27 protein-coding genes and 2 pseudogenes are annotated in these 24651 nt (G+C 44.1%); 13 read left to right on the top strand and 16 right to left on the bottom strand.

The features are described from left to right. The first annotated feature begins 54 nt into the window (after positions 1 to 54). A complete protein-coding gene (locus AB4484_RS20760) occupies positions 55 to 591 on the top strand; it encodes a hypothetical protein (protein ID WP_372080161.1) in 537 nt (178 codons plus the stop codon). A 22-nt stretch (positions 592 to 613) separates the two neighbouring features. Here AB4484_RS20760 and AB4484_RS20755 read toward each other — a convergent pair. Both AB4484_RS20755 and AB4484_RS20750 read right to left on the bottom strand, forming a co-directional pair. Then, a pseudogene (locus AB4484_RS20755) lies at positions 614 to 891 on the bottom strand (transposase); the annotation flags it as partial. Next, positions 891 to 1028 (bottom strand): annotated as a pseudogene (locus AB4484_RS20750) (IS110 family transposase); the annotation flags it as partial. The pseudogenes AB4484_RS20755 and AB4484_RS20750, both read right to left, overlap by 1 nt. 154 nt (positions 1029 to 1182) lie before the next feature. On the opposite strand from AB4484_RS20750, the gene AB4484_RS20745 reads away from it, so the two are divergent. The 11 genes from AB4484_RS20745 (at position 1183) to AB4484_RS20695 (ending at position 6704) form a co-directional block, all read left to right on the top strand. Continuing rightward, entirely contained in the window at positions 1183 to 1566 is a 384-nt protein-coding gene (locus AB4484_RS20745) for a nuclear transport factor 2 family protein (RefSeq protein WP_059019760.1), read from the top strand. 133 nt (positions 1567 to 1699) lie between these two features. After that, positions 1700 to 2254, top strand: coding sequence for an N-acetyltransferase family protein (locus AB4484_RS20740; RefSeq protein ID WP_372080159.1), 555 nt, complete (start codon positions 1700 to 1702; stop codon positions 2252 to 2254). 133 nt (positions 2255 to 2387) lie between these two features. Next, the gene (locus tag AB4484_RS20735; RefSeq protein ID WP_372080157.1) at positions 2388 to 2594 is read left to right on the top strand and encodes a hypothetical protein; all 207 of its coding nucleotides are present in this window, start codon (positions 2388 to 2390) and stop codon (positions 2592 to 2594) included. After that, positions 2591 to 3073: an AAA family ATPase gene (locus tag AB4484_RS20730; protein ID WP_372080156.1), complete on the top strand. Its 483-nt coding sequence runs from the start codon at positions 2591 to 2593 to the stop codon at positions 3071 to 3073. The genes AB4484_RS20735 and AB4484_RS20730 overlap by 4 nt, the downstream gene beginning before the upstream one ends. Before the next feature lie 207 nt (positions 3074 to 3280). Next, complete coding sequence (locus tag AB4484_RS20725) at positions 3281 to 3703, top strand: hypothetical protein (protein WP_372080154.1); 423 nt, start codon at positions 3281 to 3283, stop codon at positions 3701 to 3703. A 25-nt stretch (positions 3704 to 3728) separates the two neighbouring features. Next, complete coding sequence (locus AB4484_RS20720; protein WP_372080152.1) at positions 3729 to 4181, top strand: hypothetical protein; 453 nt, start codon at positions 3729 to 3731, stop codon at positions 4179 to 4181. 110 nt (positions 4182 to 4291) lie between these two features. Then, complete coding sequence (locus AB4484_RS20715; RefSeq protein WP_372080150.1) at positions 4292 to 4624, top strand: hypothetical protein; 333 nt, start codon at positions 4292 to 4294, stop codon at positions 4622 to 4624. A 59-nt stretch (positions 4625 to 4683) separates the two neighbouring features. Beyond that, the gene (locus AB4484_RS20710) at positions 4684 to 4965 is read left to right on the top strand and encodes a hypothetical protein (protein ID WP_372080148.1); all 282 of its coding nucleotides are present in this window, start codon (positions 4684 to 4686) and stop codon (positions 4963 to 4965) included. 78 nt (positions 4966 to 5043) lie between these two features. After that, the gene (locus AB4484_RS20705; RefSeq protein ID WP_372080146.1) at positions 5044 to 5559 is read left to right on the top strand and encodes a GNAT family N-acetyltransferase; all 516 of its coding nucleotides are present in this window, start codon (positions 5044 to 5046) and stop codon (positions 5557 to 5559) included. A gap of 192 nt (positions 5560 to 5751) precedes the next feature. Continuing rightward, complete coding sequence (locus AB4484_RS20700) at positions 5752 to 6210, top strand: N-acetyltransferase family protein (protein WP_372080144.1); 459 nt, start codon at positions 5752 to 5754, stop codon at positions 6208 to 6210. Positions 6211 to 6254: 44 nt separating this feature from the next. After that, on the top strand, positions 6255 to 6704 hold the full coding sequence (locus AB4484_RS20695) for a DUF3291 domain-containing protein (RefSeq protein WP_372080142.1): 450 nt from the start codon (positions 6255 to 6257) through the stop codon (positions 6702 to 6704). Between the two features lie 33 nt (positions 6705 to 6737). Here the strand turns inward: AB4484_RS20695 and AB4484_RS20690 are convergent, their stop codons facing one another. After that, positions 6738 to 7061 carry a hypothetical protein gene (locus AB4484_RS20690; protein ID WP_372080140.1) on the bottom strand — a complete coding sequence of 108 codons (324 nt, stop codon included), beginning with the start codon at positions 7059 to 7061 and terminating at the stop codon, positions 6738 to 6740. 210 nt (positions 7062 to 7271) lie between these two features. On the opposite strand from AB4484_RS20690, the gene AB4484_RS20685 reads away from it, so the two are divergent. Beyond that, the gene (locus AB4484_RS20685; RefSeq protein WP_372080138.1) at positions 7272 to 7604 is read left to right on the top strand and encodes a YnfA family protein; all 333 of its coding nucleotides are present in this window, start codon (positions 7272 to 7274) and stop codon (positions 7602 to 7604) included. A 90-nt stretch (positions 7605 to 7694) separates the two neighbouring features. Here AB4484_RS20685 and AB4484_RS20680 read toward each other — a convergent pair whose 3' ends face one another. From AB4484_RS20680 to AB4484_RS20620, 13 genes are all read right to left on the bottom strand, one after another. Further along, positions 7695 to 9203 (bottom strand): efflux transporter outer membrane subunit, encoded by a 1509-nt coding sequence (locus AB4484_RS20680; protein WP_372080137.1) that lies wholly within the window; start codon positions 9201 to 9203, stop codon positions 7695 to 7697. Between the two features lie 2 nt (positions 9204 to 9205). Beyond that, entirely contained in the window at positions 9206 to 12325 is a 3120-nt protein-coding gene (locus AB4484_RS20675) for an efflux RND transporter permease subunit (RefSeq protein ID WP_372080163.1), read from the bottom strand. Positions 12326 to 12335: 10 nt separating this feature from the next. Continuing rightward, a complete protein-coding gene (locus AB4484_RS20670) occupies positions 12336 to 13469 on the bottom strand; it encodes an efflux RND transporter periplasmic adaptor subunit (protein ID WP_372080135.1) in 1134 nt (377 codons plus the stop codon). Between the two features lie 99 nt (positions 13470 to 13568). Further along, positions 13569 to 14447: a LysR family transcriptional regulator gene (locus AB4484_RS20665; protein ID WP_059019786.1), complete on the bottom strand. Its 879-nt coding sequence runs from the start codon at positions 14445 to 14447 to the stop codon at positions 13569 to 13571. A 217-nt stretch (positions 14448 to 14664) separates the two neighbouring features. Continuing rightward, positions 14665 to 15324 (bottom strand): sugar transferase, encoded by a 660-nt coding sequence (locus tag AB4484_RS20660; protein ID WP_017059580.1) that lies wholly within the window; start codon positions 15322 to 15324, stop codon positions 14665 to 14667. 9 nt (positions 15325 to 15333) lie between these two features. Then, on the bottom strand, positions 15334 to 16521 hold the full coding sequence (locus AB4484_RS20655) for a glycosyltransferase family 2 protein (RefSeq protein WP_372080133.1): 1188 nt from the start codon (positions 16519 to 16521) through the stop codon (positions 15334 to 15336). Continuing rightward, entirely contained in the window at positions 16518 to 17618 is a 1101-nt protein-coding gene (locus tag AB4484_RS20650; protein WP_372080131.1) for a glycosyltransferase, read from the bottom strand. Before AB4484_RS20650 ends, AB4484_RS20655 begins: the two co-directional genes overlap by 4 nt. A gap of 367 nt (positions 17619 to 17985) precedes the next feature. Then, positions 17986 to 19410 carry a GumC family protein gene (locus AB4484_RS20645; RefSeq protein ID WP_372080129.1) on the bottom strand — a complete coding sequence of 475 codons (1425 nt, stop codon included), beginning with the start codon at positions 19408 to 19410 and terminating at the stop codon, positions 17986 to 17988. Further along, a complete protein-coding gene (locus AB4484_RS20640; protein ID WP_372080127.1) occupies positions 19407 to 20525 on the bottom strand; it encodes a glycosyltransferase in 1119 nt (372 codons plus the stop codon). The genes AB4484_RS20645 and AB4484_RS20640 overlap by 4 nt, the downstream gene beginning before the upstream one ends. Continuing rightward, positions 20518 to 21303, bottom strand: a complete 786-nt coding sequence (locus AB4484_RS20635) for a DapH/DapD/GlmU-related protein (RefSeq protein ID WP_019823114.1) — start codon at positions 21301 to 21303, stop codon at positions 20518 to 20520. Before AB4484_RS20635 ends, AB4484_RS20640 begins: the two co-directional genes overlap by 8 nt. A gap of 92 nt (positions 21304 to 21395) precedes the next feature. Continuing rightward, on the bottom strand, positions 21396 to 22772 hold the full coding sequence (locus tag AB4484_RS20630) for an O-antigen ligase family protein (RefSeq protein ID WP_372080125.1): 1377 nt from the start codon (positions 22770 to 22772) through the stop codon (positions 21396 to 21398). Between the two features lie 251 nt (positions 22773 to 23023). Further along, entirely contained in the window at positions 23024 to 24130 is a 1107-nt protein-coding gene (locus AB4484_RS20625; protein ID WP_372080124.1) for a glycosyltransferase family 4 protein, read from the bottom strand. Next, positions 24111 to 24651, bottom strand: a 541-nt coding sequence (locus AB4484_RS20620) for a helix-turn-helix domain-containing protein (protein ID WP_372080122.1), incomplete at its 5' end; no start/stop codon positions are given. The genes AB4484_RS20620 and AB4484_RS20625, both read right to left, overlap by 20 nt.

Raw genomic sequence — 24651 nt, 5'->3', positions numbered from 1 at the left:
TAAACCACTTGTTCACCGAGAGCAATACATGGTTGTATTGCTCTCGGTGAACAAGTGGTTTATTTAAACTATGAAAGTATAAAAAGAACTAAAAACCGTACCACGAACGAAGCTGATGACATTGATATTGCAGTGTTTAAGATTTCCTCGGGTGTAGATATGTTCTTGGAAGCACTCCCTTATACTATTCCACTAGAAAAGGCAGCAATCAACGTAGAGCTCCAGGATATTGATTTGCAGCTTGTACAAGGCTTCCCTAGCTCTAAAAATAAAGGGAAACCATCTAACGCTGCTAAGCGGCATGTTCGAGGTGTAATTTGGAGCTATTTGTTTAGTTTTTCAGAAAATACTGATTTTGGGGAATTTGGTAAACAGCAAGAAGCTCATTACGCTATAAAGTGGTCAGATAAAATTAATGGGGATGCAATACCTCATCCAAGAGGCGTGAGTGGAGGACCATATTGGGTCATGCCTGATAGTACGAAGCCCTACAATTGTTATCTGGCGGGTGTATTCATTGAGTATCACAAGCATAAGAAAGTAGCATTTGCTACAAAAATAGAGAAAGTGTTGCAGTTAATACGCTTATAACAAACGACTATGGCGTCAATGATTAATTTTTGGCAGTGTTTTCATCCCACATGGCGCCATCTCTCAGCATAGAGTTAAGAGCTACAACCATCTTTCGAACACACGCGATTATTGCGACTTTCTTAGGCTTTCCGGCAGCTAAAAGTCGAGCATAAGTCGCTTTGAATACGGGGTTACATTGCTGGCTGACATCATTGCCATATATAACACTGTGCGTACTTGCGCTCGACCGCCTTGGATCACGCGCTTGCCTTTGTAGCGCCCACTTTCGCGTGTTATTGGAGCGACACCAATGAGTGTATATTTGCTATCGAAATCTGTAGTTTAGAGCGGGTTACTGACTTATGTAGTATGACCTTACCATTTTGGTCTTCGGCATGAAGACTGAAGTGGTTTTTAGCTAGGTCGATACCGCAGAAATAAGAATAATCAGACATGGTGCCTCCGATGCATTTAAGTACCACATAAGTGTGGCAGATCCTCGGTAGGGGAATCCGTGTCATTCATTATGTGACAAGCGTTAATCCATCGCTGGCGAAAGCACTCGATATCTCATATTGTTAGTGTGAAACTTCCCTTCATGAGGCTGCTATGACGAATCAACTTAGACAAAACAAAGACAATGCTATTGCTTTTTATAGAACTGCTTACATGGGTGATCCAGCAAAAGCAGTAGAGTTGTATGTTGGTGATGATTATATCCAGCACAACCCAGTTGTTGCTGATGGTAAGCAGGGCTTTATAGATTACTTTGAAGAAATGTCTCGGGACTATCCAAAAAAGGATATAGAGTTTTTGAGAATTATTGCTGAAGGTGATCAGGTAGCTTTGCATACAAGGCAAACATGGCCTGCTGGTGAAGAGTACGTAACGATGGACTTTTTCCGTTTCGATTCAAATGGAAAAATAGTCGAGCATTGGGATTCAATTCAAGTGGTCCCGAAAGAGTCAGCCAATAATAACTCGATGTTTTAATAGTCACATAACAAGGCGTTCAAGCCGACCTCTAACGCATGGCACTCTCGCTTCGCGAATTGTAGTGCCATCAGCGTTGTGGCGGCTTAACTTAGCGTTAGGCAAAAAGAAGAAATATTCAACAGAGGAAGTCATGGAAATAAGAGCTGCAAAACTTGAGGACATCAGTCAAATCGTAGAACTACAGAAATCGTGTCATGTATCTAACTTGGATGAATCTGATAAATGCGATGGTTTCTTAAATACAGTGATGGACGAAGTGCTTCTAACTCAAGTTATCGAGCAAGAGCAGGCTATATATGTTGCTGAACTTAACAACACGATAGTAGCGATGGCTGCTTGTGCTTCATGGAAGTTCTGGGAATGTTCAGAAGGACTCACTTCTGTGGCGAACAAGCTTGGTTCAGTGGTAGTTGGGAGTACCCAACTAAGCTCTTCTAATTCATACTTTTGGGGACCTGTCTGTGTGGGTAAGGCTTGTCGTGGTCAAGGTGTGTTTGAGAAGTTGTTTCGGTTTAGTTGTGAAGTAAGAAGTTCTAAATTTTCTTACGTTTACACGTACGTGCATAAAGACAATGCTCGTTCTTTTGCTGCTCATACCAATAAAGCAGGCTTTAAATATACAAAAGACTTCGTTCTCAATGGGCAAACTTTTCAGGAAATGGCGCGCGAAACGAAATTTGCCTAACAAGCGCTCAAGATGAATTCCCAACGCTTTGCAGTTTCGACTTACTTGGCTTTAAAGCGTTTATGTCACAGAGGGTTCGGCCATAACCTCACTCACACCTATACATAGTGTTGCTTTCTACGAGGGAATGAACATGAAACAAGGCATTTTCAAGAATCTGAAGCTGGCATTAGGTGTTGGTTTTGGTGTTTCCATTCATCAGTACTTTTTTATGACAGATGGTGTGTTTGATTTCTATCGGCCACTTGTGGCGTTTGCTTTTACGTTTGTAGTGAGCAGTATTGGTACACTTCTAAAAGAAAGAATCATGCGTAACAAGCAGACTAAAGGGGCATCATGACTAAGATCTACTTCGTATGTGGCTTTATTGGCTCGGGTAAGACGACTTACTCTAAAGCGCTTGCAGAAAAGCATGGCGCCTTTCGTTTCTCGATCGATGAGTGGATGATTCCTTTGTATGGCGAGCATATGGAGCGTGAGGTTTTTGATAGCCGACTGGCTACGCTACAAGGTTTATTCAAAGACTCTGCAATGCAGCTCTTTTCCTTGGATGTTCCGGTGATTTTTGACTTCGGTTTTTGGCATAAGTCCGACCGAGATTCATTTATAAGCTGGGCATCAAACCTAAGGGTGGACAGCGAAGTTCATTACCTTGATGTCCCGTTTGAGACTTGTAAGCAGAGAGCATTTAGCCGTAACTCTGAACTGGATGGTAAGTCTTATGAAATGACACCTGAAATGTTAGATCTGTTTTGGTCTTGGTTTGAGGTTCCAACTTCAAACGAAAATGTTATTTGGGTTCAACATGAAACTCAATAAGGTATGCAGTCAGGCGCGAAGGTGAGTGGCATTTTTGTTATCTAGCTTGTGTTCTAAGTCTCACGTTACATTGGGTTTGTGAAAGTCTGAGTCGTCCATCGAATAGTAGTGTAATAAGGGCATTTCTCATGACGTATTTTTGGTAATTAGTTCTTCCTGTCGATTATCGAATTTGTCCTAAACCCACTATTAAGGCAGGGAACCCCAATGAATAGAACGCTATGGTTCGCACTCATTTCGCTTTTGTTTTCAATGACAATGGTATTTTGCACATACAGTTATGGAACAGAGAGCTACGTTGAAGTAATAACACCCACTTTAGTACTGTCTGTCCCTCTGATTTTGACCTTTGCGCTTGTTGTCATTTTTTGCGGCGCACCAGTCATTAGCAAGTACAAGTTACTTGGAACCATCGCAATTTGTGTGCATGGATTTACCGCCTCACTGCATGTGCTGTGGAACGGATTTATGTTCGTCGATGTGATTAATAAACAAGGCTTAGGTCCGGGACAAGGTTATTCTGGTTTGATACTTTGGGTTGGTAGCATCAAGGCGATGCTGCTTGGTTTGGTTGTGGGAGTATGCCTGCATTACTTGCTACGATTATTTAGAAAGGCTGCAGTAAGATAACTGTGGCTAGTTAGTGGGTTGTTCGTTGTCTATAGGAGTTGTCACTGTGTTTTATAGTAAGGAAGTCAACAAGGGATTGCTGATCATCCTTGTTGCGATAAGTGCTTTCATTGTCGTTACCTCGGATAATAACCCTGGGACATTAATCGCTCATGCCATCAATGGTTTAATTGCTTTGCTCTTTTTCTCCATGACCATTGAGGTCAAAGACAATGTACTAAGCTGGTATTTCGGCTTTGGGTTTTGGCGTAAGAATGTAGAAGTGTCAGACATTACCGAGACAGCGTTCTATCAAAGCAAGTGGTATCAAGGTATTGGCATCCGAATGCTGAGCGATGGCTGGTTGCATAATGCATCGATAGGTTCAGCGCTGAAGTTAAGCCTAAACAATGGAAAGCATGTTTACATTGGGTGTAAGGATACAGACGGTTTAAAGCTGGCGTTGAAAACCGCTAACGAACAGATAATCGAAAAATGATTTATTAGGCTTGGCACTTTTCGTTTAATGTTAGGTTAGTGTTTAACGTCTTATGAATTAGGTTAGTGGCGTTGCTCAGACCGTAAAGTGGTATGTGGACAGGGAAAGTTATGAATCAACAAGAAGCCTTTATAGGATTTGCGGTCTATGGGGTTATCAGTAGTTTAATCGGGGTTTTTACGTTTTTTATTATCAAAGATGCAAAGTACAAACAAACATTGTGGACTTTGCAGTCTGTTATGTTTGGTATCTTCGCGATTGGATTTATCTATTGTTCAGGTGGTAACGGGCCAGAATTGTTGGCCTGGATTCCTCTTGTTACTTTAATGTCTATTTACAATGTCCATTCTTTGAAATTTTGTGGTTCTTGTGGAAAAACTAACGGAAGAAAAAGTGGATTGTCATCCATTAAATCATGTAGTGAATGTGGTAATGCTTTATAGTAAAGTTCAGAAATATCAGACGTTTGTTCATTTTAGTTTCAGATTTAAAAGGAAGTTGTATGAATTTAGATAAAGCTAAAAAACGCATCGCAAAGCAGGTTAAAAAAGGCGATAACGGATACCCAAAAATCACGTTAGCGTATTACGGGGCGACCAAAGATCTCGCAACGGAAGTCGCAGTTCAATTTATGCTGGGTGAGAGCGATGGTGTCCAAGAAGAGCGTTTTTCTTGCGAAACCGAAATCCGAGATAATGAACTAATCCAAACGACGTTACTCAAGATAATCGAACGCGCTAATGTGAACACTGTGATTGAGGTTGAAGGCGTGGCTGTTCTTTAGTTTGTTTTGGTTTGGAAACGAAGCCAATACGAGAACTCAGCTGTATAATCCACATTTTTATCGAACTAGGCTGGAAACATGGCGATCTCGTTTGAAACTCAAAGACTAAAAGTAGAAGAAGTTGCAGGTGAACTTACTGTTCCTGAACGTTCGGCTCTGCTTGAGCGAGTACCTGGCATTCTAACCCCATCAGTTGTTGAAAACCTTCCACCATACTTTCACGGTATTGTGTCACGTGAACTGGCTGAAATTTGGCTCGACCGAATGTTGTCGGAGAGCCGCTTACTTCAAGTGAAATCCAACGATAATCAATTGATTGGTTTTCTGTTTGCTTATGTGGAAGAGGAAAGTGATGCTCATATTGGCTACTTGCTTGCAGAAGAGTTCTGGGGCAAAGGTTTAGCAAGTGAGTTATTGCAGAGTTTCATCACAGAAGTCTCAAACACAGAGTCATGGTCAACACTGATTGGCGGTGTCGATCGTTCAAACATCGCCTCTGCACACTTACTTAAGAAGCTAGGTTTTGTTGAGCAAGCCTCTGATGAAAGTCCCGTGGTTTTCTATGAATATAAGCTTTCTCGTTTTAATTCTTAACTATTAATTCAGAGCTCTCAGTTCTTAATTTCTAATCCCTAACTCAAGCCATATCTGCGTTCTACATTCATTCCCAATGCTTAAGATAACCAGTTTGATTGAACTTTAGTGTTTACAGCACAATATTTTAGGTAAAGTAGCCGCGCTGCCCACGATTAAGTGAAGCGTTATTCGCGAGAACAAGAAGGTTATATGGAAAATATTAGAAAAGCCCAAGCATCTGATTTAGCGTCAATCCAAGAGCTAGCGAGAGATACAATCAATGCTTGTTACCGTTCGTTTTTGGGCGATGAAGGCGTGGATTGGTTCATCAACAGTGGTGAGTCTGATAAAGAAGTTGAGAAACAACTCTCAAATTGTGTCGTGCTTGAATCAAATAATCAGATTCAAGGTTATTGTGCGTTTGAAAATGACTTCGTACATATCTTAATGGTTTCCCCAAGCATTCAACGTTCAGGCTTTGGCGCGACTCTTCTCAAGCATGTTGAGAATGAGATGAGCACATTGGGCCATGAACATTATCGTCTTGAAACATTCAAAGGTAATGAGCAAGCGATTCAGTTTTATCTGAAAAATGGTTGGGCGATTGATAGGGAAGAAACCGACGAAGAGTTTGGATTTGTTAGGGTTTACTTGAGTAAGAACGCCTAACAAAACATTGCTTATTACTCATAATTTATCAAGGAAGAAACGTTATGAAATTATCTCAGTTGAATATCGCTCTGGCAAAATACCCGTTAGATGCGCCAGAAATCAAAGAGTTTGTCGATAACTTAGAGTTGGTTAATGGAATCGCAGAAAGCAGTGAAGGTTTTGTGTGGCGTCTGAAAGATGAATCTGGTGATGCAACCAATATCAAAGCCTTCGATGATCCGAATATGATTGTGAATATGTCTGTATGGGACTCTGTGGATTCGTTAAAGAACTTCATGTTCCGCACACATCACCGTGATTTTATACGCCGAAAGGGGGATTGGTTTCATCGCCTACCTGAAGATACTTATGTGCTTTGGTGGATTGAAGAAGACCATATTCCCACACTCGAAGAAGCGATAGAGCGACTTGAACACCTCAGAGAAATTGGTGATACGCCGTATGCCTTTACTTTTAAAACCAATTTTACAGCGTCAGAAGCGCCAAAATAGCGTTCGTCCAATCAGCGTTATGTTCCATTGAAACTAAAATAGGGGCATCTGTGGTGTGTGGGAACTGTTGACGTTGGATGGGTCATCGACAGCTTGATAGTATTCAACCCAAACCTTATTGCTTCTAGGAAACTCTTGTTTCAATACTTTCTTAACGTGTTTTCGAGTGCTTGCTACATCACCAGTAAATGTATGGTTGTGGTAACCCGTTTCAATGAGCTTAAACTGTGTGTCACCAAGGCAATAAAGCAGAAAGCCACGGTCTCTTTTGTAGGTTTTAAAGTGCACAGCTTCTTTAGGTTGTAAGCACTTAAGCTGCTTTTCGACTAACGTTAGTACTTGGGATATATGAATCATTTTCGCTCACTCTTGTAGTGAATGAGACAAGTTTATCAAACAGATAAGCTCTGGAAATATCAAAAAATACTGAACATGCGTTTAGTGAAGGCTTGGTTTTACTGGGCTTAAATGGTGACGGGATTAGGCGCTAACAAAGCTAATGTACTAACAAAGCCAAGGTATTAGCATTAACAGTGTACTCTGCATTTAAACAGATAAAGGTAAGTTGTGATTGAATTTAAAACGGTCGGTCTTTTTGTACTTACGGCGGTCGCCGAGATTGTAGGGTGTTATCTACCTTATCTTTGGTTGAGAGAAGACAAGAGCATTTGGTTATTGATTCCTGCTGCGATAAGCCTGGCGTTGTTTGCTTGGTTATTGACGCTTCATCCTACCGCGACAGGGCGTGTTTATGCGGCCTATGGTGGTGTGTATATTTCTGTTGCCCTGATATGGCTGTGGCTTGTTGATGGCGAAAAGCCGACAACGTGGGATTTGGTCGGTGGCTCAGTAGCACTACTCGGTATGGCGATTATTATGTTTGGCCCTCGAAACGTATAACGTGCTCACATAAAAATACCGCCGTAATCAACGGCGGTATTTTTTATTATGCTTATTGCATTAATCAGCTGAGAACAGAAAGCAGAGAGCCTAGTTAGCGTGAGCTAATTCAACACTCGGTGTTTCATTAGCGACTTTCCAATCGCCACCTAACGCTTTATATACAGCAATCGTGGTGTTAGCGGTTTGAAGCTTGGCGGCTACTTGACGATCTTGCATCGCTTTTTGTTGTCTTTGTGCGTCTAACACCGATAAGTAATCGACTAGGCCTGCTTTGTATAGCGACTTTGCTTTGTTCACCGCGTTATCGACGGCAAGGGTAGCTTCATCGATGCGCTTTTGGTTCTCTTGGCTACGGCCATAGGCAAACAAGCTCGAATCGACTTCTGCAAAGGCGCTGTCTACCGACTGTTGGTAGTTAAGCGCTGCAGAACGGAACCTTGCTTCGTTCATTTCCACCAAGGCTTCACCTCGGCCACCATCGAATACATTCCAACTGATGCCTGCAGAGGCCGCCCAACCGAACGAGTCGCTACTGAATAGGTCATCAAAACTTCCCGCCGTCACACCTGGTGAGCCCGTTAGGAAGAACTTTGGATAGCGATTGGCAATGCTTGCGCCGAGTTCTTCATTAATGGCTGCCATTTCTCGTTCTGCAATTCGGATGTCTGGGCGTTGTTCTAACAAGTCAGAAGGTAAGCCTGTTGGAATAACATCGTTCATTCTCGGCAAGGTAAATGTTCCCGCTAAACGTTGGTTCACGTTCGTAAGTGATTCGCCTAACAACACAGCCATACGTTGTTTGTGTACTTGTTCTGCTATTTCAAATTGAGGAACAATGGATTCAGTCGCAGCAAGCATGGCTTTGGCTTGAGCAAGATCTAACTCAGATCCGTAGCCGCTGCGAACAACTTTGGTGACCAGTTCTAAAGTCTGTTTTTGGTCGGCAATGTTCTCTAGTGCGATCGCTTTTCGCTCTTGTGCGCCTCGATATTGCAGGTAGTTGTGAATAACATCGGCGGTGATCAAGGTGTTCAAACCCGATTGAAAGATCTCAGCTTGTTCCACTCGAATTGTCGCCGCGTTGGATTGTTTATCGATACGTCCAAACAAGTCCATTTCCCACGCGATGCTCGCACCTAAGAACCCACCATCGTGTTGTGCTTCAAGCAACGACATACCTGTGGCCGATTCAACTGCATCAGAAGCGCCAAATACCGGGCCGAGTAGGGAGTCGTTCTCACTCAGTTGGTAGTTGTAATAACCGCCGCCGACATTGATGGTCGGCACTTTGAATGACTCAACAACGCTCTTATATGAGTTCGCCATGTTGATTCGCTCGGCGGCCAATTTAAGTGGGATATTCTGGTTTTGAACATCGGCCACTAACTGATTCAGCGTTGGGTCATTGAACTGTGTCCACCAATGATTGTGCTGTTCGTTTTGGCTCACGCTGTCTTGGTTCACATCACCTTGGCTATATAAGAAGGTCTCAGCCATGGTGGTTTGAGGTTCTTCGTAATCGGGGCCAACCGCACAACCTGTCAACAACAAGGCGAGAGCAATAGGAGCCACTTTAAACTTCGTTAATGTATACATGTTTATTGCTCCTTGTTGAATGAGGTTGGAGTGCCGTTATTTGTAGACTGAGGTGTTGCATCAAGCACGATCACTGCGTCTTTGATGGCTTCTTCTACCGTTTTCTTTTGTTCGGTTCGATAGAAAAGCTTGTACAGCGCAGGCATTACAAACAGAGACAACACGGTTGCTGCAGCCAAGCCACCGATAATGGTTGCCGCCATCTGGTCAAACAGCAGGTCACTAAGCAACGGGATCATGCCAAGTGCTGTGGTGAGTGCACCCATTGAGATCGCCATAGTACGGTTCACGGTTGCTTCTTTAATTGCGTCTGACAGTGAGCGACCGTCTTTACGTTCAAGCTCGATCTGGTCCATCAATACAATGCCGTTCTTGATGATCATACCGGTCAAGGTTACCGCGCCAATCAATGCCATGAATCCGAATGGTTTATCCAACAGCAATAAGCTGAATGTTGCACCCGTCGCCGCAAGCGGTAGGGTGGTGAAGATGATGACTGGCTGTTTGAAGCCGTTAAACATCGCCACTAAGATAATCACCATCAACAGCATTGCTTTAGGTAGTTGCTTAAGAATATCGCTGACGGCTTTGTGCTCGTCGTAATATTCGCCGCCCCATTCTAAGTGGTAACCATCGGGAAGGTGGATGGATTCAATTTGTTCTTTAACCGAGTTTCTTACCGCTGCAGGAGTGGTGTAACGACCAACGCCAGCTTGTGCAGTGATGGTTTTTACACGGTCGCGACGCCAAATCATGGTCTCTTCACTGGTCAGCTCAAAGCCATCAATGACTTGACCCAGTGGAACGCTGTGAATGCCTAACAGAGAGCGAACCGGTAGAGTTTCAAGCGATTGAATTGAGCTCTCTGTGCCACGCAGTTGAATCGCGACTAGCTCATCATTCAAGTTCATACGACCCAGTGGCATGCCTTCTGACGCGCGTTTCATCGCGAATGCAATATCGGCACGGTTAATACCGGCAAGGCGCATCTTGTCTTGGTTGATGACAGGTTCTAGCACTTTGCTCTTTTGTCGCCAATCGTCACGTACGTATTTGGTATCTGGATGTTGAGCAAAGATCGCTTTCGCTTGCTCTGATAAGCCGTGCAGTACCTCGATATCTGGGCCGGAGAAACGCGCTTCAACACTGAATTTATCCGCAGTCGCCAGTTTTAAGCTTCTAAAACGAGGGTCGGCGTTTGGAAATTCTTCCATTAACCATTTATCACCACGCGCAATCAGCGGGCTGAGTGACGGGAAATCTGTCGCGTTAATCAAGATCTGACCGTAAGCAGGGTCAAACGGTTCTGGCTCAATGGTTACTGAGAAGCGAGGAGCTCCAGCACCAACGTATGTTGAGATACTGTCGACTTCCGGCTGATCTAACAACCACTGTTCGATGCGCTTCATGTCCTCTGAGGTTTGTTCAACCTTGGCACCATTCGGTAGCCAGTAATCTAGAAACAGGATGGGCCTGTCGGCTTGTGGAATGAAGTTAACCGCGATGCTCGGCACAGCCAATGCCGTCACTAATATCAACGGAATAAGCCCCGTCAGTGCTTTGAGTGGGTTATCTACCGTCCAGTTTACGCTCTTACGGTATAAGCTCACTTTGGTGTTGTCAGCTTGCTTGGTTGGCTTGATGAAGAACCAACACATCAAGGCCGTGAAAGTCATCGCGACGAGCCAAGACAATAACAGTGAAGAGGCGATGATAAGGAATACCGAGCTTGCGAACTCAGCCGCATCGGTTTTTGAAAAAATAACAGGGCTTGCACCCATGATAGCAATAACTGTCGCGCCAAAGAGGGGTGTTGCAGTCTCTTTAACAGAATCAATTGCGGCTTTGGTACGCTCGACGCCTTTGTTGATTTTAACGATCATCATATCGGTGATGACAATGGCGTTATCCACCAACATGCCGAGCGCAAGAATGAACGTACCTAACGAAACTCGGTGTAAGTCAATTGACGCGATGTTCATGTAGATAAGCGTCAGCAAGATAGTCAGCAGTAAGCTTGAGCCAACAATGGTCGCGCTTTTTAGTCCCATGAATATCGATAGGACGATGAACACAATCGCGACACTTTCTAGCAAGTTTTGTACGAAGTTATCGATCGATTTCTGAACTTCTTCAGGCTGGTTTGCTACCGTCGAGATATCAACGCCTAACGGCAGAGTTGCTTGGAAATCGCTAACGATCTGATTGATTTCATCGCCAAGCGACACAACGTTAACGCCGGTCACTGGGCTCATCGCTAGCGTGACCGCAGGTACGCCGTTGTAACGGTTCTCGGTCATCATTGGCTCTTGGTAGCCCATGGTGATGTCTGCGATATCGCCCAAACGGATTAAGCTAGTTCCGAATTCACTCACGCCGCCTTTAATCATCAGGTTTTTGATGTCGTCTAATGAACCAAACTCGCTGGACTGTTGAACGCGAATACGTTCAGTGCCCGCTGAAAATTTGCCCGCATCAAAGGTCATGTTCTGAGTATTAAGCTGTGACCAAACTTGTGTGATAGATAAACCGTATTGCGCCAATCTTTCATCTGGAATATCGATATGAACAACACGTGGCTGAACACCGTGTAACTCAATCTTCTTAATACCATCGACGGTTTTAATTCTGCGTTGAAGTTCTTCTGCGTAACGTCTTAGCTCAGCAGGCGAAGTATCCTTACTGTGGATAGAGAAAAGCATGCCGTAGACTTCAGAAAACTCATCCTGCACGACACTGATCTGCGCCGTCGAAGGCAGTAACAGCTTCATGTCAGACACTTTACGGCGCAACAAGTCCCACTCTTGTGGAAGTGCTTTTGAATTAAGAGACTCTTTAAGGTCAACGAACACCATCGACATGCCCGGACGAGACAGTGAACGCAGTCGGTTCAATGACCCCATCTCTTGCAGTTTAGTTTCAACGGTATCGGTGACTTGTTGCTCCACTTCTTCTGCAGAAGCGCCGGGGTAGAGTGTAACTACAACGGCCGTTTTGATGGTGAAACTTGGATCTTCGAGCTTGCCAAGATCAAAGTAAGAAAACAGGCCCGCGATAACACTCAATGCAGTGAAAAACAGGATGAAGGTGCGTTGTTTGATCGCAAAATCAGCTAGATTCATCATGATTTACCTACAGGCTCTTAACTTTAATATCAGAGAAGTGTTGGCCTTCCATGACGTACTGAGCACCACTTACCACAACGAAGTCGCCATCGCTAAGCGTAGATTCAACACACACGGTATTTTGAGACATCGAAACCACGTCCACAGTCACGCCATGCGCTTGCTCGTTTTGAACGGTGAATACTTGCTCGATACCCGATTGGTTGACGATCGCTGAATACGGTAAGCAGAAATTATCGGTTGGTTCGCCAAGTTGAGTTGTAAGTGTGACGGCTTTGCCCGGCAACACCGTTTTGTCGGCTGACTCTACATGGTAAGTCACCGCGTAGGTCTGCTTAATAGGGTGAGGGGATGTGGCAATTTCAGAGGCGTGCCCAATCAGTTTTTCCTCTGAGCCATACCAGTTGATACCAGCGGTTTGATTTGGTTGGAATTCATGAATCAAGTTTTCTGGGACTTGGATTTTAACTTCAAGCTGATCAGGGTTGTGGATGGTGAAAACTGAAATACCCGGCAGGACTTGTTCAAACTGATCGAAGTTAGATGCCGCGACCACGCCGTCAAATGGCGCGAGCAGTTGGGTGTAACGAATCGAATCTTTTGCGCGGCGTATGTTTTGTTCAACCACTTTAACCGCCGCTTCACTTCTTTCATAACCGCTGATTGCGCGGTCCAGATTAACATCAGCAATCGCGTTGTCAGCAATGGCTTGTTTCACTCGAGCAAGTTCAGCCTTAGCTAGCTTGTGTGCGGATTTTGCTTCAAGAGAACGAGCTTGCAACTCTTCCAACGCCACTTGGTAATCGTGCGGGTCGAGTTGTGCCAATGGTTGGCCTTTCTTAACTGTATCGCCAACAGAGACCATCATGTTTTGAATAGTGCCGGGTACACGAAACGCGACGCCAGCCGTTTCTGATGACTGCAATTTGCCTGTGAACGATTTTTCAACTTGATGAGAGAGAGGCTCAAGTTGGATAACTTGAATCGGACGCGTTTGTTTTTGAGCTGTCGTCGCCTCAGAGTCATTACAGCCAAACAGAGCAGTTAGGCTTAGTGCGATGACTGTGTATTTGAAGATAGGTGTCTGCTGAAAGATAGACGAACGCTGCAAAACAGATGAATGTTGAGATATAGGCTTCATGGATTACTCCTGTCAATTTATGGAGCAATTCTATCTTTCAATTTTGTTTAGATAATCTAGTCTATTCGCGAAACACTGTCATAATATTCGTTACAATAACTAAAGATTTGGAAGTTCTTGTAATAGAAAATCAATCAAAAGTTGAGCAGAATGACTCAGCGCTTTGCGTTGCGGGTAGAGTAGCCATGCTTCTTCTTGTTGAAGGTTCTGGTCAGGGAACAGGTTAATCAAGGTTCCGTCTTTGAGTTGTTGTCGTACCAAGAGTTCCGGCAGTAATGCGATGCCTCTGTGACGTGTCGCACCACCGGTCACGAAGCCGATACTGTCACTCACCACCGAAGGTTCGACCTTGATGATGTGGTCTTTGATGTCCCATTGCTTGTCGATGTCACCACTTGGCCATCGAAAGCACACAAAGGGGTAGTTGGTGATTTCTCTTAAGCTTGAAGGCGTGCCTTCTTTCTCTAGAAACTCAGGGCTGGCGACAAAAACACGCTGTAAAGTCATAACTTTGCGCGCCACTACATTAGCATCACTCAACGTACCACCGTGCATCGCCAGATCTAACCCTTGTCGGTACATATCGACAAAACCATTACTGACCGTACGAATATCAAGCTCGATCTTTGGGTACATATCTTGGAATTTAAACAACGTCGATTGCATGATGTCGCTGGTTTCTGGCAGCAGCCCAATCTTAACTTGCCCGTGTGCAACTTCTGATAGGTTGGAGGCGATATGGTTCGCTTTGTCGAGCGCACTTAACGCATTGAGGAGCTCTTTATAATAAAGCTCACCAGATTTCGTTAAGGAAAGGCTGCGCGTGGTTCTAAAGAACAGTTGAATGCCAAGAGATTTCTCAAGGTCGTTTATTCTGCGGCTAACATTAGCGCGGGGAAGGTCAAGTGCATTTGCAGCGGCAGTAAAACTACCCAGTTCGACAACGGTGGTAAACAGCTTAAGATCTTCGATTTTCATAACAACGGCATTTAATCGTTTTTAGAACAGTATGTTGGCATCGTATACCAATTGGATTTTAAAATCGAAGCGTTCTTTAGGTTGGCTTGTTTTGAGGCAGTAAAAAGCCAGCCGATAAATCATTATCAAAGCTGGCTTGGTGTTCACATCGGACAAGACTGCTCTATTTTTCACCTTGGACTAGGCAGCTTGTTCTTTCGCCTCACACCATATCAGTTTAACGACCTCGACCATCTACCATGACGATGATAGTTTTAGAAATGATGCTCAGATCTGCGGCAATCCAAGACTTCACAGAACATAGGCTCAGTGCGTAACTATGGTCAAAGCCCACTTTACGACGTACATCATCAATGCAGGTGTCGTAACCTTGATTCACTTGTGCAAGCCCCGTAATACCAGGCATTACACCGTATGTACGGTCAGCAAAGTAAGGGATTTCGTTCTCTAGTTTGGTGTAAAAAGTAGGGCGTTCAGGGCGTGGGCCAATTAGAGACATTTCACCTTTCAATACATTGATCAGTTGTGGTAGCTCATCAAGACGTGTCTTTCTCAAAAAGCGGCCAACGGGCGTGATTCGTGGGTCATTCGCGGTAGCCCAAACTGCACCAGAGCGAGTTTCTGCATCTTCGTACATGCTACGGAATTTCATGATCTCAAAGATTTCCATTTTCTCCGGTGTCGATTTACCAACACGCAGTTGACGGTAGAAAATAGGGCCACGAGAAGTGAGTGCAATCGCCATCGCAATCAACGGAAATACGGGCGCTAGCAAAATCAAAGCAATCAGTGAGCTTACGAAATCGAAAGTACGTTTAGCACGTGAGATTTTGTATTGGTATAGGTTTTGGGTAGATAGCTGTTCAATGTTAATCATAATAAGTCCTTAATGATTCGCTCGTGTCCAAGGTGAGTTTTCTAGTCCGATTAGGTAACGAATGCCACCAATGAAGTTGGCATAGTGTCCAACTATCAAATAAGAGATTAATGAAATAGGTTTGTTTACTAGACGCTTTGGCAAGATGCAGCCAAGGACGCCAATGGTATAAACGGCAACTTGAGCCCATAACAGCGCTTCAAATACCAAGTAGTTTCTAAGTAAGATTGAGCACACTAAGCACACAATCATTAAATAGGGCGTGATCAGGCGAAGTCCTTTTCCTGAGAAGAACGCAAACGCGATGCCTTTGAACTTCGGGCTGAACAAGCCAAATAATCGAATCGCTTGTTGCATGTTGCCCGCTGAGATACGAAGCCTTCTTTTGAAGTCTGTTTCTAGGTTCGATTCTTCTAGCTCTAATGCCACCATTTGGGTTTCGTATTCTGCGATGTAACCTTGTTTAACGATTTGCATTGGTAAAATGAAATCATCATTAATCGTGTTGAGTGGAAGTAGTTCAAACAGGTTTGTTCTAAACAAGTAGAAAGCGCCATGAGAGCCCAAGCTAGAACCTAACGAAGCCTCTGACTCTTTAACCGCGGTTTGGTACTGCCAATACGTGTTTTCGCCTTCATTGCCTGTTGGACAAAGTTGATAGGTTGCGTTTACCACTCCAACCTTGTCACTTTCAAAATGAGCGGCGGCTATAAGCAACGCATCCAATGAAATAAGGGCAGAAACATCACTCATCGCTGTGATATCACTAGTTATACGTGTCACTTCTTCATTAACAACCGCGACTTTACCTCGGTTTACTCGATGGTCATGTATCTCAAAATAAACATCACTGCACATCGCTTCTTGTATAGTCATTTGTGCAATGGCGACTGTGTTATCGGTACAACCATCACAAGCAATAATCACTTGTAGCTTCTTTTTTGGGTAATCGAGTGAAGCAAGGTTACGAATCTTGTCTGCGATCCACTGTTCTTCGTTAAATGCAGGAACAAGAACGGTAATAGTCGGCAACGTACAATCTTGCTGCTCCTCTTTGTAACAACGATGACTCTCTTCAACTTGACGTGCTGGGTGGCTTTTAGCATACCAACGCAGTAACAAAGGGTAGGCTGCGTGATGATAGACAATCAACGCACCTGAAAACAAACAAAGTCCCGCAAGTAACCAATCGATCATGCGTAAGCTCCTTCTGAGATATCGTTGTAAGACGAAACCATTTTGATGATGTCGAAGTTCTCAAGAACGTAGTGTCGAGGTGATAAAAAGCGTTCATTTTGATTTTCTAACAAGGCATTGGCTAATCCCGTGATACTGCCTTTTTTAACGAGTGTTCCGCTTATAGGGCACAAGGTTTCATCGACGGCACCAACGTCCATTGCGACAGTGGGAATATTGCATGCTTGAGCTTCGAGTGTAGAAAGCGGCAGCCCTTCGTGGCGTGAAGGTAGGCAGAAGGTATCCAACGCTCCGTAAAACGTGGTCATATCTTCAACTAGGCCAAGAAAGACGACTCGGTCACTCAGATTCAACCGGCTAGTAAGTTGCTCTAGTTGATTGCGTTTAGTTCCGACGCCAGCCAATACGACAACCATGTTTTCAGGTAAAAGAGTCAGTGCTTTAATAAGTTGGTCTTGGCCTTTGACATGTTCTAGTCGACCTGCACAACCTATGATGTGTTTGTCTGTCGGCAGGTTTAGGCTTGCTCTCGCTTGGTCTTTCGACATTGGCTTAAACTTCTCACAATCGACGCCATTTTTGATGGTAATGATGTTCTCATAAGAAAAAGCAGTGCGTAGTTGGTTATAAACACGTGTCGCGTCGGCAACTAACGTTGGTTGAGCAGCTTTTAAAGCAAGCGCTTGTAATCGACGACGTTTGTTGTTTTTCAGATGCCAAGCGTCATGTTCGGTATGGATTCGAGTTGGAACCCCTGTTACGCGAGCGGCATAACCAGCGTATAACAATGGGCCTATATGATGGGTATGAACAACATCAGGGCGAATCGCATTGAAGGCTTTAATTAGCTTAATAATGATATTGAATTGTACGCCTGGTGCTTTATCCAAAAAGACGATTTGCTCTTTGTATGGCTCTAGCTTCGGCCAGTTGTTTATAGATTCTTGTTTTGTACCTTCTAAACTGACAATCAACACTTGGTCTGTTGGTTTAGCAAGGCGCAGCAAATCCAGAGTTAGGGTTTCTAATCCACCCGGTGCAAGGTGCTGAACAACGTGTATGATCTTTTTGCCATGCTTCGTTAAATGCGTATTCATAGTTTGGACCCTGCCTTTATAATTCTTGTTTCGCCGTTCTGACGTTTCTCTTGAAGTAAATTCTTTAAAACGTTTAACTACACAATGAGATTGCAGGAGTTGTGCCAATTAAATAGTCTTTATTTTTCAGTTATTTAGATTGTTCAATTCCAGGGGGATTTTCATTTCTCAAAATGGGAATCAAAACAAAATACGATAGAATCGCAGTTTGAAACATAGGGCTTGGGTAAATCGAAAGTAGCATTAGAACTTGGGGCTTTAAACAAACAAAACGCCAAGCGAGTGTTGGCGTTTTGCTCTAGGATGCACGAAGCAAGGAAATTAGAAAGCTGTGAAGCTAGCAAGTCGAAAATGACTTTGAGGCTGACTAGCTCATTTTAGGGATCACCGTAATCACTGGGACGCCTAAGATATCTTCGATTTCGTCTTTGCGTTTGATTGAAGAGTCGAACAGTTCAAACAACACAGCTAAGCCAACACCCAATCCGATACCTGCAACGAATCCTGCCAGAATAAAGACAAAAGTCGGCATGTTAGATTTGATACTTGGTGTGAAAGGCAAATCAATAATCTTCACACGTTTGTTCTGCTCGAATACACCAAGCGAACCCGTTAGCTGAGCCATTTCATAACGCTCTGTCAGTTCATCATATAGTTGACGTTTGATTTCAACTTGACGTTTAAGGCGGTACATCTCTTTTGCATTTTCGCCGAAGTTATTCGCCTTGTGTTCTAATTCGAAAATCATAGTACGAAGACTTTTGGTCTCTTCGGTTAAAGACTCAAAGCGAGCACGAACCAGCTGTAGGCTGTGTAATTGAGTGACCAGAAGAGGTTGGGTATCAGAAAGTTTGTTCAGTGTCGTGCTACTTGCGATGTCCCAAAGCTGGTCGCTGTTCATCGTTGGCTGGGTTACCTCGAGCAAACTCTTACGTTCATTCTCTAGTCTGTCTAACTCACGCACTTTAGCTTGCACAGCACTGTGTTTGTCCGTGTATTTTGCTTGTAACAAGGTTAGGTCGCTTCGAATGTCGATGATCTGGTCTTCTAATTTACCGATCACAGGGTTGGTTCGTGAAAGTTGTTGGTCGATTGACCCTAAACTTTTTTCGACACCCGATAACTCTGCCTCTTTTTCCGCCAGTGTTTGTTTGAGTGAAGCTAAGCGGTTTAAGCTTTGGCTTTGTACTTCTGGCGTCGATTGCACGTGTTCGTTCATGTACAAGGCCAATGCTTCTTCCGCTGTTTCAAGTTCAATACGACGTTTGTCGATATGAATTTTTAAGAAGTTACTTGAGTCTTCAATCGATGAGCGTTCCGGCGCTAACAATTGTTCAATGAAATGTTCACTCACCGAGCGCAGCGTCGCTTCCATTCCAGTTGGAGTGTTGGACGTTAAACTGATCTTTAGAAAGTCTTTCCCAAGCTGAGTCACCGATAAACGCTGAGACAGGTCTGTAATGATCTCTTGTTTCTCAATTTCAGGCATATCTGGCGTGGTTAATTGCAGTTCATCAGCGACCGAGTAAAGCACATGTCGACTGTGAAGCAGTGTTCTCAATGCATTAAGTCGGTCTTTGAGCATGGTCGAAACGGCGATGTCTTCCAAGAATGGATTCATCTTGGCCGTTTCTTGAATCAACATACTGGTATGCGCGTCATATTTAGTAGGAGCCAACTTGCTCACACCAAAGCCTACAAAGGGCAAAATAAGCATTGGAAGAACGATAACGTAGCGTTGGCGCCACATCGCATTGATGATAACTAATAACCGCAATTTCAGATTATTCATAATAGCTCCAACATCCAATGTACGAAGTTACCACGGTTTTGCCAGCTGTCTTGTTCGACGACAGAGATAGGTGAATCGTTCAGTTGGCGTGCATGATCAAGCGCCCAAATCATTTGGTTCGCACTACCAACAGTCGTTACGTGCTCTTGATATGGAACCAAAGCAGGGAACGGTGTTGTGATAATGGGTGTGCCCGCCGCAAGGTATTCCATTAGTTTGAGTGGGCTACAAGCTCGGATCTGCTCGTTATCAACAAACGGCAGCAAGCTCACATCCCAGTGTTGAGAATAGCTTGGCAGCGTGTGGTGTGGACGTGGGCCAAGGTAATGTACGTTACTCAACTTAGGCAGCATGAGCGTATCAAGCTCGTTTGGGCCAATGAAAACAAAGTCCCATTCCGGCATCGCATTCGCAACTTGACCAATCATTTCATAATCCAGCCATTTAGAAAGGCTGCCATAAAAACCAGCAATAGGGCGGTGGTTGCTTGGTAAATCATTCGCTCTGGGTGCGGGTGTTGAAAATAGGTCTACGTCGACGCCGTGTGGTAGCAAGTGCGCTTTATGTTTTGGAAATTTGTCCATCAATTTTTTGCTAGCCGCGAATATAAGCGTAGATTTTTCGATTAGCTCTGATTCGTGCTGTGCAACGGTGTCATGATCAACACCAGCCAGCGCACTAAAATCATCACCGCAGTAATAAACCACAGATGACTCGCCTAAGTGTCCGCACAAATCAACAGCGGTCGGAAGAGAAGTCCATAGGATAGGCGCGTTAAGATTAAGCTCTGCAATAACTGGTTTTAGTTGGTGCAACATCATTTGCTGAGCCAACTTTCTAGAAAATTTAGAAGCAGGCGCAGGGATTGTCTTTAAGTTAACGATAGTAATGTTGTCGTGCCCCTCAGAGTCGAGCATGTTTTGAGTAACGGCTTTGGTTTTACCAAACAACTTGTTGAACGCTCGGCTTACATCTTTGGCGGACAGCTTAGGTTGTCTTAAGCCAATAGAGTTGACCCATAAGACTTTGTGTTGCTTAGCCAGGTGACGAACTAAATGTTGAGTCGATGAAGGTAGGCCACCAAAGTCTTCACCAAATACGATTAAATCACGCATGGTCACCTCCATGAGTCTCTAACGAATCGAACATATCGGATTCTGTCACTTCAACGGGTTTAATGTGACCGACAACTCGAGCTGGGTTACCGCCTGCGATTGCAAAGGCCGGGATATTCTTTGTTACTACGCTGCCTGCGGCTATAACGGCACCTTCGCCGATGGTTACGCCACCTTTAACCGTCACATTAGTGCCCAGCCAAACATCGGGTTCAAGAATGATGTCACCGATTTGCTGAGGATCATCACCTTCACCTAACGCTCGACGTTTTGCATCAAGCGGGTGTCCAGAGTATCCAAATAGGAAAGCGCCGCCTGCGATTCGTACGTTGTCAGAGATAACCACTTTACCGCCAACAGCGATAGTCGACTGCCAACCAATGTCGACGTTGTTACCAATCGACAATAGTGGGTGTTCCAAGCCTTCAAGTGGCTGAGTACAACCAGAGAATGTCGTGTGGCCAGAGATACGGCAGTTATCGCCAATCGAAATTTGTACCGGACCGCTGACGAAAGGCAGTCCACCATACAGATACAGGCGCTTGCCACATTGAGCCACACGACCTTTGAAAGCCGGTGTCCAGTAGAAGAATCGAGTAAAGCCAGAAACCAAATTCACCACTAGCTTGTGCGCTTGATATAGGCAACGATTAAGTATTTGAGGGGTAGGTAGCTCTGCGCTTCTGATGTTTTTCAAAATGAAAAACACATTTCTAATTCGAGAATTAGGATGAAACTTAAGCCAATGTTTGAATTGATGTATAGATACTGACGTCATAATGAAAATCCTCTATTTTGTTATATAGAAGTACTTTCATATACTGTGCCATTTAATAAATGCAATACTTTCAATGATTTAGAATGTGGCTTTTAGGTTTTCTCATTTTGACAGGCAGTTTGAGATACGTTTGAGACGCAAACTGTGAGTGCTGCGAGGATATAAATCGGCCAGTTAAAGCCTTGAGTCAAAAATGTACCCGACACGATGGTGCCAATCAGACCTGCATAGATCGCATAGGCGACCGCATTGAGTTCGGGTGCGATTTCTGTTGTCGAGTTTTTTAATCTTGCTAACGTAGAGCGAGAGGTTTTGATCAAAGAAACGATAAGGCAGACAAAAATGATCAGACCAATAAAGCCTGTTTCCGCCAACACACCAAACCAAGTACTGTGAACGGCGTGATTCAGTCCGTCCCAGTGCGAACTATAAAAGAAGTAGTTCGAGAAGAAGTTGTTCAACCCTACGCCAGTCAGAGGATTCTCAACTGCCATTTTTATTGCTGCTTCCCAAGCATAGATTCGACCCATTGCAGATTCATCGATACCTTGTTCAGCGGCACCACCAGAAGATCTGTCTGAGATCCCAGCAACCAAGTAGAGCACCACGGCCGCGACAGTTCCTACCGAGATTAACAGGACTTTAGAGCGCACTAGCTTCCACGCAAAAATACCAATCACCGCAATACACCCCAGTAGTCCGCCACGGCTTTGAGTAGCAATAATGGCGGCGAGCAGTAACAAACAAACTAAGGCACTGATTAAACGTTTGGAGCGTGAGATGCCAGTCGTGGTGGCTTGGCTTATCGTAAAGGCGAGTGGGAACATCAGTACCAGTGCTAGGTCGTTCGGGTCGCCTAACATAGAACCAAAATCGCGGCCAATAGTCACACGTGAGCCTTCAACAAGTCCAATGCCATTTACTGAGTTGTCCACGGCAATATAGCTGACTAAAGCGCCAGCGTAGATAATCGTCATCGCGGTTTTTGCGAGATTTTCAGTGGTATTTACTAGCCAAGTAATCGCAAGCGTCATCACGATAATTTTCCAATAAACACCCTTGAATTCTGCCAGTGCTATTGGCCTGTTGGACGCGAAGATAATACCAATGAAAACCAATACCCAAAATATGGCGAGCCAATTTAAACAAGGGTGCCAGAAGATTTTAAGCTCTTTACTGATTAATGCATGCCAGAGCAAAGCTGACAGTGCTCCTAGTGAAAGCATCAGCGGTATTTTTAACGAATAGAGCTGAGGTACGGCTTCGTGAATTCGGAAAAATGAAAAGACAACGAACAATAGAACTAACCAGAATGTTTTGTTTAACACGAATAACCCGGCCAATGGCACAAGAGCGAGCGCCACAATGACAGCGGGATGAGGCACAAAGTACCAAACAACACCAAGTCCAACACACAAGGTGCTGATCGTGATGATGACTGGCAATCTATTGGCTTCAGGGTTGACCATTGTGACCTCTATTGGCGAATAAACTCTTTATGACTCGGCTCGCAATCTTTTAAGACGTAGTTACGCCTGATGTTAAAGATTGCAAAGTGAGTGCCAGTTATGCATTTTGTTTAACTAACTGATTTACTGTTGGATTATTAAGTGAAGGCTTAGCCTTGAGGTGAGTGTTGTCATTTTGAGAATCAGTATAAAACTGACTAAAGCACTTAAATCATCAAGCCCAAATAACCAGTTAACTACTAAGACGAGTATTAACGGTCGAGTTGATAGATTTCCAACAACTGCGGGACAACAGCTTGTGGAGAGTATTGATTTTTGACGGTTTTTATCGCGTTACTCTTGAGAGAGTCACGTTGCTCGCTCGTCAATGACATCCACAAAGATAAAAACTGTTGTAGCTCGGCCTCTGAATTGGCGAGGTAGCCATTAACTTGATGATCGATGAGTTGAGGCAAGTTACCAACTGAGGTGGCGAGAACGGGAATGCCACGAATCATGGCTTCTAATGCCGCCATAGGTAAGCCTTCATAGCGAGAAGGTATGATTAACAGATCGATTTGGCTCCAGACGTCATCCATATTGGTCTGATGCCCATGAAAGGTCACATTATCAGGCTGCGATTTAACTAAGACGTCCATTTCTGGTCCGTCACCAAAAAGCTCAAACCGAACACCAGGAAACTGTTTGGCTAATGCGACAAATCGATCCGGCGCTTTTTCATGGCTCAATCGCCCCACAAAACCAACATGGAATGGGATTGATGAAGGGGAGCTTGTTAACCCGGTTGGCACTTTAACAAAGTTATTCAATTGATAGGTCTTGCTCGGTACCTTCGCTTTAATCTTCTCACTGACCACGAGCGACTGATCAGAAAGAAAGCTGCTGTAACGGTCGAGCCAGTCATAAAGCCATACTTTGCCTGTTGGGGTTTCACCCGCGTGATAAGTGGTGATTTGCTTTGTGTTGTTGAAACGAGGTGGGAGCTTGATTAACTTGCTGACCAAACTGGCTTTATAACCATGAGCATGGACAAGCCTTGGCTGATAATGTTGAACGGCACGTTTAAGCTGTGTCGCGCTATTACTATTTGAATCTGCAGAACATGAGGCTAAATCAGAGAGGTAATTATAAGGGATGTTCAGGGCATCCAACTTTTCAACGATGATCGCTTCAGGATTAAACTTAGTCAAAAGAACGATTCGAACAGCCTCTGCATACTTAGCGCTTTCCGATATCAGGCCTTGTGCCAATTCTAAAACATGCGTTTCTATGCCTCCAAAAGTTTGGCTGTCGATCAACAGCCAAATCTCATGAAGGTTTACGTCGAGTACACCTTGGTTAGGCTTGATTGTACTCATCTTCCGATTCCCAAGCCTGTTTCTTACGATAAACAGTAGAAGGGCTAAGTTCTAACAGCACAGCAGCGTTTAACACATTCCCATCGCAATGATTGATAGCATGTTGAATGGCTTCACGTTCTATTTGCCACATTGGGCGAATAGCACCTTCGCTTGTGGTAAATGCAGGCGTCATCGGCTCGTTGTGAGTTTGAGAAACTGACGATTGTTCCAACTCTTCCGGAGTAATCGGTGGCAGCTTAGCTTCTGGTGCTTCAACAACAGCAGGTTGGGGCGCAGTTACTCGAATTGGTGTCACTGATTTAGATGTTGGAGCTGCATCTACTTTATTAATCGGAGGCGGTAACATGTCTTTAGTCACGCTCGTTTCATTGTTCAACACCACGATGTTACGGATGATGTTTTGCAACTGACGCACGTTGCCTGGCCACGCATAACGTTTAAGTAGATTCTGCGTTTCTTTGTCTATTGATTTGAACTTCTTCTTGTCTTGCTTCGCGTACAGTTGATCAAATATAAAA

The organism is Vibrio sp. 10N.261.46.A3, from assembly GCF_041472995.1.
Lineage (GTDB): Bacteria > Pseudomonadota > Gammaproteobacteria > Enterobacterales > Vibrionaceae > Vibrio > Vibrio coralliirubri.
Note: the sequence above shows the minus strand (reverse complement) of the source record. Positions and strands in the feature narration are given on the sequence as shown.

Bases quoted from the DNA above. Each gene is read 5' to 3' on its own strand.
- AB4484_RS20725 (WP_372080154.1), top strand. From the start codon at position 3,281: ATGAATAGAACGCTATGGTTCGCACTCATTTCGCTTTTGTTTTCAATG.
- AB4484_RS20690 (WP_372080140.1), bottom strand. From the start codon at position 7,061: ATGATTCATATATCCCAAGTACTAACGTTAGTCGAAAAGCAGCTTAAG.
- AB4484_RS20740 (WP_372080159.1), top strand. From the start codon at position 1,700: ATGGAAATAAGAGCTGCAAAACTTGAGGACATCAGTCAAATCGTAGAA.
- AB4484_RS20640 (WP_372080127.1), bottom strand. From the start codon at position 20,525: ATGCGTGATTTAATCGTATTTGGTGAAGACTTTGGTGGCCTACCTTCA.
- AB4484_RS20635 (WP_019823114.1), bottom strand. From the start codon at position 21,303: ATGACGTCAGTATCTATACATCAATTCAAACATTGGCTTAAGTTTCAT.
- AB4484_RS20665 (WP_059019786.1), bottom strand. From the start codon at position 14,447: ATGAAAATCGAAGATCTTAAGCTGTTTACCACCGTTGTCGAACTGGGT.
- AB4484_RS20705 (WP_372080146.1), top strand. From the start codon at position 5,044: ATGGCGATCTCGTTTGAAACTCAAAGACTAAAAGTAGAAGAAGTTGCA.
- AB4484_RS20645 (WP_372080129.1), bottom strand. From the start codon at position 19,410: ATGAATAATCTGAAATTGCGGTTATTAGTTATCATCAATGCGATGTGG.
- AB4484_RS20710 (WP_372080148.1), top strand. From the start codon at position 4,684: ATGAATTTAGATAAAGCTAAAAAACGCATCGCAAAGCAGGTTAAAAAA.
- AB4484_RS20680 (WP_372080137.1), bottom strand. From the start codon at position 9,203: ATGTATACATTAACGAAGTTTAAAGTGGCTCCTATTGCTCTCGCCTTG.
- AB4484_RS20700 (WP_372080144.1), top strand. From the start codon at position 5,752: ATGGAAAATATTAGAAAAGCCCAAGCATCTGATTTAGCGTCAATCCAA.
- AB4484_RS20630 (WP_372080125.1), bottom strand. From the start codon at position 22,772: ATGGTCAACCCTGAAGCCAATAGATTGCCAGTCATCATCACGATCAGC.
- AB4484_RS20650 (WP_372080131.1), bottom strand. From the start codon at position 17,618: ATGAATACGCATTTAACGAAGCATGGCAAAAAGATCATACACGTTGTT.
- AB4484_RS20735 (WP_372080157.1), top strand. From the start codon at position 2,388: ATGAAACAAGGCATTTTCAAGAATCTGAAGCTGGCATTAGGTGTTGGT.
- AB4484_RS20745 (WP_059019760.1), top strand. From the start codon at position 1,183: ATGACGAATCAACTTAGACAAAACAAAGACAATGCTATTGCTTTTTAT.
- AB4484_RS20675 (WP_372080163.1), bottom strand. From the start codon at position 12,325: ATGAATCTAGCTGATTTTGCGATCAAACAACGCACCTTCATCCTGTTT.
- AB4484_RS20730 (WP_372080156.1), top strand. From the start codon at position 2,591: ATGACTAAGATCTACTTCGTATGTGGCTTTATTGGCTCGGGTAAGACG.
- AB4484_RS20715 (WP_372080150.1), top strand. From the start codon at position 4,292: ATGAATCAACAAGAAGCCTTTATAGGATTTGCGGTCTATGGGGTTATC.
- AB4484_RS20655 (WP_372080133.1), bottom strand. From the start codon at position 16,521: ATGATCGATTGGTTACTTGCGGGACTTTGTTTGTTTTCAGGTGCGTTG.
- AB4484_RS20670 (WP_372080135.1), bottom strand. From the start codon at position 13,469: ATGAAGCCTATATCTCAACATTCATCTGTTTTGCAGCGTTCGTCTATC.
- AB4484_RS20625 (WP_372080124.1), bottom strand. From the start codon at position 24,130: ATGAGTACAATCAAGCCTAACCAAGGTGTACTCGACGTAAACCTTCAT.
- AB4484_RS20660 (WP_017059580.1), bottom strand. From the start codon at position 15,324: ATGATTAACATTGAACAGCTATCTACCCAAAACCTATACCAATACAAA.
- AB4484_RS20695 (WP_372080142.1), top strand. From the start codon at position 6,255: ATGAAATTATCTCAGTTGAATATCGCTCTGGCAAAATACCCGTTAGAT.